The sequence below is a fragment of the Acidovorax kalamii genome, from assembly GCF_002245625.1.
In the GTDB taxonomy this organism is placed as follows: domain Bacteria; phylum Pseudomonadota; class Gammaproteobacteria; order Burkholderiales; family Burkholderiaceae_C; genus Acidovorax; species Acidovorax kalamii.
The window spans coordinates 1-12,530 of record NZ_NOIG01000005.1 but is presented as its reverse complement, the minus strand read 5'-3'; the positions used below and the strand labels follow the sequence as shown (position 1 = coordinate 12,530).

Genomic DNA, 12,530 nt, shown 5'->3' with positions numbered 1-12,530 from the left:
GGGAGGTGAAAAGAGAAAACCCTGTTACTTGATCTCGGCCACCATCATGGAACGGTTGCTGCGGCACCAGATCGGTGCCAGGTGGCCAATCTGGATGGTCAGCTCATTGCCCTTGCCCAGCACCGTGGTGGGGCCGTTGCTGTAGGCGTAGCCGGTTTCTGCCACCTGCCGGGGCAGCTCCACCGTCCAGCCACTGCGGCGCATCACGCTGCGGCCCTGGTCAGGGTAGAACTGCATTTCGACCTTCTCGCCGTTGCCACAGGCGTACTGCATGCTGTTGCCGTCTGCCGGAGCGCTGAACGCCTGCATGGCCGGGGGCTGGCTTGCGCAGCCCGACAACAAGAGGGTGGCCAACGCACCCGAACCCAGCAAAACCATCGTCTTCATCGGTCACTCCTGACATCGCAGCGCACCCTGGGTGCGCCCGACAACTTCCATCCAACGGCCTGTGGCCACCGGCCACCGGGGCCTGTTCAAAAGCCCCTGCCAGCCACCTAAGCACAAACCTTGCCATTCATCTGGCACCACCCACTGCCTGCGCCATCCTGCTTGCGAGAGACCGAAACCAGCGATTCCAGAGCCGTGAACAACACCCGGCGCAGCACATGACCCCAAGGGTGCCCCAGGCCCTGCAGCCCCGTCATTGGGGTGATCCCCACATCGAGAGCTGCCTCTAAAGTCTGTTCGCGCCCTGTGGCGCCCTCATGACGGGCGCCCGGGCCCCGGAGTGAGGTTGAATTGATCGCACCAGAAGACCCAATACTGCAAGAAACATTTGATTACAGTGATGGGCAACTCAAAACCATCAGCATCCGACCGTCTTGGTGGGGCATAGGCATCGGGGACTGGGACATACCCTAGGAAACCCCTCCAAGCCCCCCACGTGCCCGCACAGCCGCACCCCGCACGTCCCTGGGTGACAGCCCGCTTCTCCAGGTGCAGGTAACCTCGCAGGGCCCTGCGGCCAGTGCCCCTGTGCCGGCAGCCGCTGACTTCTGCCCTGGAGACCCGCACCTGTGCCCACCCCCCTGCCTGCCCCTCCGCCCGCTTCGCAACCCGCCCCGCTTCTTTCATCCCGCGCCGCCTGGGCCATGCTGCTGGCGCTGGTGTCGGGCTTTGCGCTGAGCCAGGCGTTTCGCACCATCACGGCGATCATGGCCACCGGGTTGCGGGCGGAGTTCGGGCTGTCGGCCGAGGCGCTGGGGGTGTTTGCCGGGGCTTTCGCGTTTGCGTTCGGCACCATGCAGCTGTTCATGGGCGTCGGCATCGACCTGTATGGCGTGCGGCGCACGCTGCTGGTGGCCTTCCCGCTCACCATTGCGGGTGCCCTGCTGTCGGCACTCGCGCCCGGCTATGGCGGGGTGCTGCTGGGGCAGGTGCTGATTGGGGTGGGCTGCGCGCCCGCCTTTCTGGTGTGCACCGTGTTCATTGCGCGCTACTTTCCGGCCAGCCGGTTTGCGATGGTGTCGGGCATCGCCATGGGCGTGGGCGGGCTGGGCATGCTGTTCACCGGCACGCCGCTGGCCTGGCTGGTGCAGCAGTCGTCCTGGCGCCTGGGGTTTGGCGTGCTGGCCGGGCTGGCCGCCCTGGCCTGGCTGCTGATCTTCTGGAAGGTGCACGAGCCCGTGCAGCATGCACACAGCACGCTGCCGCGCGAATCGGTCGGTGCCGCAGTGCGCGGCTTTGGTGCGCTGTTCCTGCTGCCGCACACGGCCGGCATCATGCTGCTGGGGCTGATGACCTATGCCTCCTTCCTCACGCTGCGCGGGCTGTGGCTGGGGCCGCTGCTCATCGAGCGGCATGGCTACAGCCTGTTGGCCAGCGGCAACGTGGCCATGCTCTCGTCGCTGGTGTCGCTGTTCACCCCGGCCTACTTCGGGCGCATTGACCCCGGGCCTGGCCGGCGCAGGCGCTGGCTGGTGGGCTTCACGCTGCTGCTGGCCGTGCTGTTTGTGGCCATCGGCCTGTTGCACGCCGAATGGCTGGACGTGGCGGGCTCGATTGCTGTGGGCCTGCTGTCGGGCTACATGGTGCTGCAGTACGCCGACGTGCGTTCGTCCTACCCGGCCGCGATGACCGGGCGGGCCATGGCAGTGTTCACCATGGCCCTGTTTCTGGGCGTGGCGCTGATGCAGTGGGTGACGGGCCTGGCCGCCTCGCTGGCCGCCGCGCGGGGCCTGGACCCGTATGTGGCAGTGATGCTGACCATTGCGGGCATGCTGGCGACAGGCGCCATTGCCTTCAGGTGCCTGCCCGCACCGGCCCCTGCGCACTGAGCCGCTCACTGACCCGCGTGTTGCCCGGCGGGCACAGGGCCATGCCTGCACCTTGCACGCGCCACCACTGCAGCACGCCAAACACCAGCTCGAACGCGGTGAAGCCCAGCACGATGGCATTGGCCCCGTGCGCCACGGCGTAGATCTGCCAGGCAGCAAACAAAAAGCGCGCCACGCCATCCAGCCGCCCCAGCAGCAGCGTGGGCGCCACGATGCGCGCCACCGACCACACCACCACCACCGAGCCCAGCAGGTTGGCCAGCAGCATGTGGGTGGTGTCGAGCGGGTGCAGCGTGCCGGGCAAGCCAAGTGCCTGGGCCAGCAGGTTCAGCTGCGCGTAGAGCCAGGCAAAGGTCCAGGGCAGGGCAAACGGCCAGGTGACGAGCAGGTCGTACCAACCGCTGGCGCGCACGATGCGCAGGTAACGGGCAGAAGGCAAGGCGGGGATGTGCATGGAAAAAAGACCCTCAGGGAATGGATGAAGCCCCGAGCTTCCACCTTGAAGTACGCTTCAGGGTCAAGCACTTTGTGACGTTGTGGAGGGAGCACGCGATGCTGATTGGAGAACTGGCCACGGCCTCGGGCCTGAGCCGCGAGGCGCTGCGGTTTTATGAACAGCAGGGCCTGATCCGTGCGCGGCGCCTGGCCAATGGCTACCGCGACTACCCGCCCGAGGTGGTGACGCTGGTGCAGTACATCCGCACGGCGCAACAGCTGGGCTTTACGCTGGCCGAGATTGGCGACCGGCTGCCCATGATCTGGGACGCCCCCGAACCCGGTCCGCTGCTGAACCAGGTGCTGGCCAGCAAGCTGGGCGAGATCGACACGCGCATTGCGGCGCTGCAGGCCCTGCGCCAGACCCTGGCCGAGCGCGTGGCCACCGACTGCCCGCTGCACACCCGGGGCCTTCACACCGCCTGATCAGATCAAAAATTTGAATAAAAACAGGGCTTACCGCGCGCCCACATTACCTTATTAGCTATTAAATGTATAGCAAACAAGGCGTATGTGGCCTCACGCCGCAGGCGCAGGCACCACGTGCAGTAGCACCGGGTGGTTGCCATAGGCGTCCACCCCTTCGATCTGCACGCCAAAGCCCCACAGGCGGGCCACATGCCTGAGCACCTCCTGGGTGTCGTCGGCCAGCGGGCGGCTTTGGTACTGGGTGTGGCGCAGGGTCAGGCTGCGGTCGCCGCGCAGGTTCACGTTCCAGACCTGGATGTTGGGTTCGCGCGTGCCCAGGTCGTACTGCTGCGACAGCATCTGGCGCAGGTTGCGGTAGCCGTTCTCGTCGTGGATCTCGCTGACCACCAGGTCGCCCTGGCTGGCGTCGTCGTGCAGCGCAAACAGGCGCATTTCGCGCATCAGGTGCGGGCTCAGGTACTGGCCGATGAAGCTCTCGTCCTTGAAGTTGCGCATGGCATGGTCCAGCGCAGGCAGCCAGGGCATGCCCGCGATGTCGGGGAACCAGCGCCGGTCTTCGGCCGTGGGGTTCTGGCAGATGCGCTGGATGTCGCGGTACATGGCAAAGCCCAGCGCATAGGGGTTGATGCCGCTGTAGGCCCGGTGGCCCACGGGCGGCTGAAAGACCACGTTGGTGTGCGAGCCCAGCCATTCGATCATTACGCCGTCGCTCAGGTAGCCCTCGTCATACAGGGTGTTGAGCAGCGTGTAGTGCCAGAAGGTGGCCCAGCCCTCGTTCATGACCTGCGTCTGGCGCTGGGGGTAGAAGTACTGCGCGATCTTGCGCACGATGCGCACGATCTCACGCTGCCAGGGCTCCAGCAGGGGCGCATTCTTCTCGATGAAATACAGGATGTTCTCCTGCGGCTCCTGCGGAAAGCGGTTGTGTTCGGGCACGGCGTCGTCCTTGCCGGGCCGCGTGGGCAGGGTGCGCCACAGCTCGTTGATCTGCTGCTGGGCATAGGCCTCGCGCTGCGCGCGCTCCAGCCGCTCGCGCGCCAGGTTTTTCTTGGACGGGCGGCGGTAGCGGTCCACCCCGAAGTTGGCCAGCGCGTGGCAGGAGTCAAGGATGCGCTCGACCTCGTCAAAACCATAGCGTTCCTCGCACTGCGCCACATAGTCCTTGGCATACACCAGGTAGTCGATGATGCTGGACGCGTCCGTCCACATGCGAAACAGGTAGTTGCCCTTGAAGAAGCTGTTGTGCCCGTAGGCCGCATGGGCAATCACCAGCGCCTGCATGGCGGTGGTGTTCTCCTCCATCAGGTAGCTGATGCAGGGGTTGGAGTTGATGACGATCTCATACGCCAGCCCCATGTGCCCGCGCCGGTAGCGCCGCTCGGTGGCCAGAAACTCCTTGCCGTAGCTCCAGTGGCGGTAGTTCACCGGCATGCCCACGCTGGAGTAGGCGTCCATCATCTGTTCGGCGGTGATGATTTCGAGCTGGTTGGGATAGGTGTCGAGGCCAAAACGCGCGGCTGTGGCCGCGATGGCCGCGTGGTAGCGCTCGATGAGGTCGAACGTCCAGTCGCTCGGGTCAGGCAGCGGCTCGGCAGGCCGCGCCCCGGGGGGCAGAGGCTGCTCGGGCACGGCATGGTGGCGGCGCTCGCCCACGGCGGCCGCCTTCCAGGGGTTGTCGTGGATGCGGCGCTCCAGCACCGGGTACTGGGCCATGTTGCTCATAGCGGCACCCCTTCCTTCTTGAAGAGGTCGCGGAACACCGGGTAGATCTCGCTGGGCTGCGACACCTTGCGCATGGCGAAGTGCGAGAACTCCGGCAACAGCTGGCTGTATTCCTCCCACAGGTTCTGCTCCTCCTCCGCCACCTGCACGTAGGCAAAGTAGCGCACCAGCGGCAGGATCCGGTCCACCAGCAGGTTGCGGCAGTTGCCGCTGTCGTTGGTGAAGTTGTCGCCATCGCTGGCCTGGGCCACGTAGATGTTCCAGTCACCGCTGGGGTAGCGCGCGCGGATGATCTGGTCGAGCAGCACCAGCGCGCTGCTCACCACCGTGCCGCCGCTTTCGGTGGAGTGGAAGAACTGCTCCTCGCTCACCTCGGCGGCCTGGGTGTGGTGGCGGATGAAGACGATGTCGATCTTCTCGTAGTGCCGCGTGAGGAACAGGTACAGCAGGATGAAGAAGCGCTTGGCCAGGTCCTTGCGCGCCTCGTCCATGGAGCCCGAGACATCCATCAGGCAGAACATCACCGCCTGGCTGTTGGGCACCGGCACCTGGATACGGGCCCGAAAGCGCAGGTCGATGGGGTCGAGGTAAGGGATGCGACCGATGCGCACCTGCAGCGCATCAATGCGGCGCTGCAGCGCGGCCACGGCCTCGCTGGTGCCATCGTCCTGCGCCAGCAGGGCGTCCAGCTCGGCCTGCAGCACCAGCAGCTCGCGGTGCGCGGACTTGCCCAGCGCAATGCGCCGCCCCAAAGCGCCGCGCATGGTGCGCAGCACGGCCAGGTTGTTGGGGATTCCGTCCTGGCTGTAGCCCGCGCGGCGCGACTTCCACAGCGGGTTCTCGCCGATGTGGGTGCGCAGCAGGTGCGGCAGCGCCAGGTCTTCAAAAAAGAGCTGCATGAACTCTTCCTTGGTCAGCGTGAAGGTGAAGTCGTCCTCGCCCTCCCCGCCATCGCTGGCCTGCGAGCCACGGCCACTGCCGCCCTTGGGCCGCTCGATGCGGTCGCCGCGCACATGCTCGGCATTGCCGGGGTGCACCATGTCGCGGATGCCGCCCTGGCCGTGGTGGAACACGGGCTCGCCGATGTCCTTCTTGGGGATGGTGATGTTCTCGGCCTGCTCGATCTCGCGGATGCCGCGCTGCGACACGGCGCGGCGCACGCTGTCCGCAATCTGCTCCTTGAAGCGGCGGACAAAACGCTCGCGGTTGCCGACGGACTTGTTCTTGCCTGCGAGCCTGCGGTCGATGATTTGCAATGCCATCCACTTGCCCCCTTCATGGACCGGCGCCCCAGAACGGCACGCTGGCCAACCCATCGATCAACTAGCTGCTCTTGCGCACGCGCAGGTACCACTCGCACAGCAGGCGCACCTGCTTGGGCGTATAGCCCTTGTTCACCATGCGGGTGACGAAGTCCTCGTGTTTGCGCGCCTCCTCGGCGCTGGCCTTGGCGTTGAAGCTGATCACCGGCAGCAGCTCCTCGGTGTTCGAGAACATCTTCTTCTCGATCACCAGGCGCAGTTTTTCGTAGCTCGTCCAGCTCGGGTTCTTGCCCTGGTTGTTGGCCCGGGCCCGCAGCACGAAGTTGACGATCTCGTTGCGGAAGTCCTTGGGGTTGGCAATGCCTGCGGGCTTCTCGATCTTCTCCAGCTCGGCATTGAGCGCGCCCCGGTCGAACACCTCGCCGGTGTCGGTGTCGCGGTACTCGTTGTCCTGGATCCAGTAGTCGGCGTAGGTCACGTAGCGGTCGAAGATGTTCTGGCCGTACTCGCTGTAGCTTTCCAGGTAGGCGGTCTGGATCTCCTTGCCGATGAACTCGGCATAACGCGGCGACAGAAACTCCTTGATGTAGCCGGTGTACTTGGTCTCCAGTTCGGCGGGGAACTGCTCGCGCTCGATCTGCTGCTCCAGCACATACATCAGGTGCACCGGGTTGGCAGCCACCTCGGCGCTGTCGAAGTTGAACACCTTCGAGAGGATCTTGAACGCAAAGCGGGTGGAGATGCCCGTCATGCCCTCGTCCACGCCCGCATAGTCGCGGTACTCCTGGTAGCTCTTGGCGCGGGGGTCGGTGTCCTTCAGGCTCTCGCCGTCGTAGACCTGCATCTTGCTGAGGATGCTGGAGTTCTCGGGCTCCTTCAGCCGTGTGAGGACAGCGAACTGCGCCATCATCTTGAGCGTGCCCGGCGCACACACGGCGTTGCCCAGCGACGACTCGCGGATGAGTTTTTCGTAGATGCGGGTTTCTTCGCTCACCCGCAGGCAATACGGCACCTTGACGATGTAGATGCGGTCGAGAAACGCCTCGTTGTTCTTGTTGTTGCGAAACGCCTTCCACTCGCTCTCATTGCTGTGGGCCAGCACCACGCCATCGAACGGTATGGCGCCAAAGCCTTCCGTGCCCTTGTAGTTGCCCTCCTGCGTGGCCGTGAGCAGCGGGTGCAGCACCTTGATGGGCGCCTTGAACATTTCCACAAATTCGAGCAGCCCCTGGTTGGCCAGGCACAGGCCGCCGCTGTAGCTGTAGGCATCGGTGTCGTCCTGGGCATAGGTTTCGAGCTTGCGGATGTCCACCTTGCCCACCAGGCTGGAAATGTCCTGGTTGTTCTCGTCGCCCGGCTCGGTCTTGGCGATGCCCACCTGCTTCATGATGCTGGGGTAGCGCTTGACCACCCGGAACTGGCGGATGTCACCGCCAAACTCTTCGAGCCGCTTCACGGCCCAGGGCGACAGCACACGCTGCAGGTAGCGCCGGGGGATGCCGAACTGCTCTTCCAGCACGGGCCCGTCCTCCATCGCATCGAACAGGCCCAGTGGTGATTCGTTGACCGGCGACCCCTTGAGCGCATAGAACGGCACCTTCTGCATGAGGTACTTGAGCCGCTCGGCGATCGAGCTTTTGCCGCCGCCCACGGGGCCGAGCAGGTAGAGGATCTGCTTGCGCTCTTCCAGCCCCTGCGCCGCATGGCGGAAGAAGCTCACCACCTGCTCGATGGAGTCTTCCATGCCGTAAAACTCGGCAAAGGCGGGGTAGCGTTTGATGACCTTGTTGGCAAACAGGCGCGACAGGCGCGGGTCGTTGCGCGTGTCCACCATTTCGGGCTCGCCAATGGCGGCCAGCATGCGCTGGGCGGCCGTGGCAAACGCCATCGGGTCGCGCTTGCACTCGGCGAGGTACTCGTCGATCGACATTTCCTCTTCACGGCTACGGGCGTAGCGCGCGGCGAAATTGCTGATGGCATCCATACGACCTCCTGTGGCGGCACCCCCGGCGGGCTCGGGAAGTGCCACGGTGTTGCAGTGGGAATCGCTACCGGCTTGGCTCTTTGTAGCACCACGGCCTGCGCTTGAACAGCAAATTCGTGGTCACATCCGTTGCCTTTTTGGCGCTTTGCACACACTGCGGTAGAGCACGGCATACTGCGCAAAGTTCAGCCTGCGCGTGGCCTGCACGGGTTGCCCCGGATAGGGAATGTCCTGACAACCTGCGGGGGCTGCCTACACGCTCAAAAGCGCCCTGAACCCGATGCTTGCAACAGGGCCCACGCGGCAGTCCTGCCCGTCACCAAGCACTCACAGCGCACTGGCGCCTGCACCATCGCCGCGGTACAGCCAGGGCACATCCAGCAAGCGCTCACCCAGCAGGCGCAGCGCCCCGTCCCGCCCCCACCGCACCAACCCTGTGGCATGAAAAATGCGCCCATTGCGGATGGAACGCGCCTGCACGCGGGCGTTGCGCTGCCAGCGGTTGAGGGCATAACGCGTGAGGCGCAGCGGCACCTCCAGGTCGTGCATGGCCAGCGCCCGCTGCAGCTCGGCGGCATCCTCGATCGCCATGCCCGCGCCCTGGGCCAGGTAGGGGCGCATGGGGTGGGCGGCATCGCCCAGCAGGCCCACCAGGCCGCGCGCCATCTCGTCGGCGGCGCGCACGGGCGGGCGGTCGCACAGCGGCCACAGACGCCAGCCTGCCGGGGCGTGATCACTCACACCGCGCACCAGGTCCTGCAATGTGGTGCAGGTGCCTTGTAGCGCGTGGTCCAGGCCCGCAGCGTTGGCGGCATGGTCCCAGTTCTCCAGGTCCTGTGGTGCAGGGCCCTGCACGATGACGACGATGTTCTGCAGCTCGCCCCGGCGCACGGGGTACTGCACCGCATGCAGGCGTGGGCCCAGCCAGGCGGTGACCTGGATGGTGCGCAGTGCCTCGGGCAGCGCCTGCTGCGGCACCAGGGCGCGGTAGGCCAGATGGCCCGTCACACGCGGTGGCATGGTGCACAGCAATTGGGTGCGGGTGCGGCTCCACAGGCCATCGGCGCCAATCAGCGCATCGCCCTCCACCTCCTTGCCCCGGCTGGTGCGCACGGTGACGACTTCGCCGCTGTCAGCAAAACGGTCGATGGCATGGTCCAGATGCAGCTGTGCGTCAGTGCCCTGGGTGACCCCCTGCAGCAGCAGGCCATGCAGGTCGGCGCGGTGGATGGTGGCGTAGGCCGCACCGTAGCGCTCCACCGCTGTGGGGCCCAGCGGCAGCACCGCCAGCTCGCGGCCGCTCACGGCATTGCGCACCTGCAGGCGACTGGGGAAAGCCGCCACCGCCTGCAGCGCCTGTTGCAAGCCCCAGGCCTGCAGGCGACGCACCACATTGGGCCCGATCTGCACGCCCGCGCCCACTTCGCTGAACGCGGCAGCGCGCTCGTACAGCCGCACATCCCAGCCCGCGCGCGAGGCGCCCAACGCAGCGGCCAAGCCGCCGATGCCGCCACCGGCGACCAACACCTGTTTTTTCATGGATTCATTGTCGCGCCCAAAAGGGCGGTGGCTTTTGTCATAGCGCAGGCCGCAACGCCCGTTCCAGCACCTCGGGCGGCATGGGGCGGCCAAACAGGTAGCCCTGGAAGGCCTTGCAGCCGTAGCGCTGCAAGAATTCGAGCTGGCCCGTGGTCTCCACGCCCTCGGCCACCACGCCCAGGTCCAGGCTGTCGGCCAGGGCCAGGATGGTGCGCACGATGGCCGCGTCATTGGGGTCGGTCTGCAGGTCACGCACAAAACTCTGGTCGATCTTGAGCTGGTCCAGCGGCAGGCGCTTGAGGTAGCTCAAGCTCGAATAACCGGTGCCAAAGTCGTCGAGCGAAAAGCCCACGCCGTAGCGGCGCAGGTGTTCCATGCGCGCAATGATGTCCTCGACATCGGCCAACAGCAGGCTCTCGGTAAGTTCAAGCTTGAGACGCTCGGGGTTGGCCCCCGTGGCGTCCAGCGCCCCCAGCACCTGCTCCACAAAGTCAGGCTGGCGAAACTGCCGCACGCTCACGTTGACGGACAGGAAAAACTGCCGCGTGAGCGAGCTGCGCGACCAGGCCACCAGCTGGGCACAGGCAGCCTCCATCACCCACTGGCCCAGCGGCAGGATGAGCCCGGTCTGTTCGGCCAGCGGGATGAATTCGGCGGGCGATACCATGCCCCGGCGCGGATGGCGCCAGCGCACCAGGGCCTCGGCCCCCTGCAGGCGGCCTTTGCCGTCCACCACCGGCTGGTAATACAGCACCAGTTCCTTCTCCTGCAGCCCCCGGCGCAGGTCAGCCTCCAGCGCCGAGCGGTTGCTCACCGCCGCCTGCATGTCGGGGTCAAAAAAGCGCTGCGTGTTGCGCCCCGCTGCTTTGGCCTGGTACATGGCCAGGTCGGCGTGCTTGAGCAGTTCGTCCACACTGAGCGGCTGCTGGCCAAACAGCGCAATGCCAATGCTGGGCGAGCTGTGGTGGCTGGCATCGCCCAGCACATAGGGCTTGCCGAGGGTGGTGGCAATGTGGCTGGCCACCAGCGCGGCCTCGGCACTGGCATGGTCCGCATCGGGGCTGAGGCCTTCCACCAGCACCACGAACTCGTCCCCGCCAAAACGGGCGACGGTGTCGGACTCGCGCACACAGGCCTTCAGGCGCTGGGCCACCTGCAGCAGCAACTGGTCGCCGGTGTCATGCCCCAGGGTGTCGTTGAGGTCCTTGAAGTTGTCCAAGTCGATGAACAGCAGCGCGCCCTGGGTGTCTGAACGCGCCACGGCCAGCGTGGCGTGCTGCAGGCGGTCCACCAGCAGGCGGCGGTTCGGCAGGCCGGTGAGGGAGTCGTAAAACGCCAGGCGCTCGATCTGGCTCTCGACCTGCTTGCGTTCGGTGATGTCGCGGCCCACGCCCCGGTAGCCGCGCAGCGCGCCATTCGCATCGAACACCGGCACACCGCTGACCGAAATCCAGTGCATGGTGCCATCCAGGCGCTTGCGCTGCAGCTCCAGGTCGCGAAACGGCTGGTGCGCCGCGAGCACGGCGCGGTGCGCGGCCCAGTCGGCCTCGGTCATGTTGAGGGCACCAATCTCCCAGCGGGTGCGCCCCATCACGCTCGACAGCGGGATGCCGTTCACGCTCAGATCCCCCGCCAACTGCACAAAGCGGCCTTCGGCGTCGTGCTCCCAGTACCAGTCAGAGGACAGGTCGCTCAGTGACCGGAAGCGCGCCTCACTCTCGCGCAGCTCGTTTTCGACGCGCACGTAGTCACTCACATCGGCAAAGGTGCGCACCAGGCTGCCGTCGGCCAGCGTGGTGGTGCGCACCTCGAAGGTACGGCCATCGCGCGTGGTGCGCCAGTAAAGCGCCGGGGCAGCGGCCACCGCACCCTGGGCCACGTAGTCGTGCCCGCGCCGGTCCACCAGGCTGTAGCCCGCGCCAAAGTCGCCGCGCTCGGCTTGCACACGCGTCAGGTCGGCCAGCGTGGGGCGGGTGGCCATCAGCGATTCGGGCAGATTCAGCAGCTCCAGCACGCGCTGGTTGTAGACGGTGATGCGGCCATCGGGCCCCGTCTTGAAGATGCCCTGGCTCATGCTGGCCAGCGTGGCCTGCAGGGCCGTGCGCTGCTCTTGCAGCATGGTCAGTGCCTCTTGCCAGATACGGGCGTCCACCATGCGCACGGGCTGGCCCTGACCCTTGGTGCCCTGCGTCAGGGCCACCAGGCGGTTGAGCAGCTCGCTCAGGTGCGACACGTCGTCAGGCTCGCGCAGCACATAGTCTCCCAGCCCGCAGCGGAAGGCCCGCGCGGCCAGCGCCTCCTGCGTGGCGTCGATGCACATCAGCACCGGGCGGCCGGCACACAGCTCCAGCAGGCCGGGCAGCTCCTGCTCTGAAGGCCGCAGGCACATCACCACGGCATCCCAGGCCTGCGAGGCCAGAGGCGCCATGGCCGTCTCGGGGGTGGGGCTGTTCACCACGCGCCATTCAGGGTAACGCTCGGAAATCAACCGCCGCGCAGCCGCTGCATGCTGCGTGTCAATGTCCACCCACAGGATGCCGACGTTGTTCATGGCTTGTGCCCTTCCGGCACAGCCACCAGGGGTTGCGACATCAGGCCCAGTTGCTGTTCACGCAAAAAGATGTCCATGGGGGTGGGCCGTCCAAACAAATACCCCTGGAACCCCTCGCACCCATGCAGCCTCAGAAAGCTCAGCTGCCCCGTCGTCTCCACCCCCTCCGCCACCACCTCCAGGTCCAGGCTCTTGGCCAGCGCCAGGATGGTCCGCACGATCGCCGCATCGTTCGGGTCCGAGAGCACGTCCCGCACGAAGCTCTGGTCGAT

At 66.0% G+C, this 12,530-nt stretch carries 10 protein-coding genes; 2 read left to right on the top strand and 8 right to left on the bottom strand.

The features are described 5' to 3' along the window. Positions 1-24 precede the first annotated feature (24 nt). Positions 25-387, bottom strand: coding sequence for an MliC family protein (locus CBY09_RS07630; protein ID WP_063462535.1), 363 nt, complete (start codon positions 385-387; stop codon positions 25-27). Positions 388-1,091: 704 nt separating this feature from the next. Between CBY09_RS07630 and CBY09_RS07625 the strand changes: the two genes are divergently transcribed. After that, on the top strand, positions 1,092-2,276 hold the full coding sequence (locus CBY09_RS07625; protein WP_094288147.1) for an MFS transporter: 1,185 nt from the start codon (positions 1,092-1,094) through the stop codon (positions 2,274-2,276). Here the strand turns inward: CBY09_RS07625 and CBY09_RS07620 are convergent. Further along, the gene (locus tag CBY09_RS07620) at positions 2,242-2,730 is read right to left on the bottom strand and encodes a hypothetical protein (protein ID WP_094288145.1); all 489 of its coding nucleotides are present in this window, start codon (positions 2,728-2,730) and stop codon (positions 2,242-2,244) included. The two genes, CBY09_RS07625 and CBY09_RS07620, sit on opposite strands and share 35 nt — an antisense overlap. Positions 2,731-2,828: 98 nt before the next feature. On the opposite strand from CBY09_RS07620, the gene CBY09_RS07615 reads away from it, so the two are divergent. Next, a complete protein-coding gene (locus CBY09_RS07615) occupies positions 2,829-3,197 on the top strand; it encodes a MerR family transcriptional regulator (protein ID WP_094288143.1) in 369 nt (122 codons plus the stop codon). Positions 3,198-3,290: 93 nt separating this feature from the next. Here the strand turns inward: CBY09_RS07615 and CBY09_RS07610 are convergent, their stop codons facing one another. The 6 genes from CBY09_RS07610 to CBY09_RS07585 form a co-directional block, all read right to left on the bottom strand. Beyond that, positions 3,291-4,922: a SpoVR family protein gene (locus CBY09_RS07610; RefSeq protein ID WP_094288141.1), complete on the bottom strand. Its 1,632-nt coding sequence runs from the start codon at positions 4,920-4,922 to the stop codon at positions 3,291-3,293. Beyond that, positions 4,919-6,184, bottom strand: coding sequence for a YeaH/YhbH family protein (locus CBY09_RS07605; protein ID WP_094288139.1), 1,266 nt, complete (start codon positions 6,182-6,184; stop codon positions 4,919-4,921). Before CBY09_RS07605 ends, CBY09_RS07610 begins: the two co-directional genes overlap by 4 nt. Before the next feature lie 61 nt (positions 6,185-6,245). After that, entirely contained in the window at positions 6,246-8,168 is a 1,923-nt protein-coding gene (locus CBY09_RS07600; protein WP_094288137.1) for a PrkA family serine protein kinase, read from the bottom strand. 327 nt (positions 8,169-8,495) lie between these two features. Further along, positions 8,496-9,707, bottom strand: coding sequence for an FAD-dependent monooxygenase (locus tag CBY09_RS07595; RefSeq protein ID WP_094288135.1), 1,212 nt, complete (start codon positions 9,705-9,707; stop codon positions 8,496-8,498). A gap of 37 nt (positions 9,708-9,744) precedes the next feature. After that, a complete protein-coding gene (locus CBY09_RS07590; RefSeq protein ID WP_094288133.1) occupies positions 9,745-12,258 on the bottom strand; it encodes an EAL domain-containing protein in 2,514 nt (837 codons plus the stop codon). Further along, positions 12,255-12,530: EAL domain-containing protein (locus CBY09_RS07585; RefSeq protein ID WP_133066249.1), on the bottom strand; the 276-nt coding region annotated here is incomplete at its 5' end. The genes CBY09_RS07585 and CBY09_RS07590, both read right to left, overlap by 4 nt.

Coding starts and splice junctions, on each gene's coding strand:
- CBY09_RS07630 (WP_063462535.1), bottom strand. CDS start 387: ATGAAGACGATGGTTTTGCTGGGTTCGGGTGCGTTGGCCACCCTCTTG.
- CBY09_RS07625 (WP_094288147.1), top strand. CDS start 1,092: ATGCTGCTGGCGCTGGTGTCGGGCTTTGCGCTGAGCCAGGCGTTTCGC.
- CBY09_RS07620 (WP_094288145.1), bottom strand. CDS start 2,730: ATGCACATCCCCGCCTTGCCTTCTGCCCGTTACCTGCGCATCGTGCGC.
- CBY09_RS07615 (WP_094288143.1), top strand. CDS start 2,829: ATGCTGATTGGAGAACTGGCCACGGCCTCGGGCCTGAGCCGCGAGGCG.
- CBY09_RS07610 (WP_094288141.1), bottom strand. CDS start 4,922: ATGAGCAACATGGCCCAGTACCCGGTGCTGGAGCGCCGCATCCACGAC.
- CBY09_RS07605 (WP_094288139.1), bottom strand. CDS start 6,184: ATGGCATTGCAAATCATCGACCGCAGGCTCGCAGGCAAGAACAAGTCC.
- CBY09_RS07600 (WP_094288137.1), bottom strand. CDS start 8,168: ATGGATGCCATCAGCAATTTCGCCGCGCGCTACGCCCGTAGCCGTGAA.
- CBY09_RS07595 (WP_094288135.1), bottom strand. CDS start 9,707: ATGAAAAAACAGGTGTTGGTCGCCGGTGGCGGCATCGGCGGCTTGGCC.
- CBY09_RS07590 (WP_094288133.1), bottom strand. CDS start 12,258: ATGAACAACGTCGGCATCCTGTGGGTGGACATTGACACGCAGCATGCA.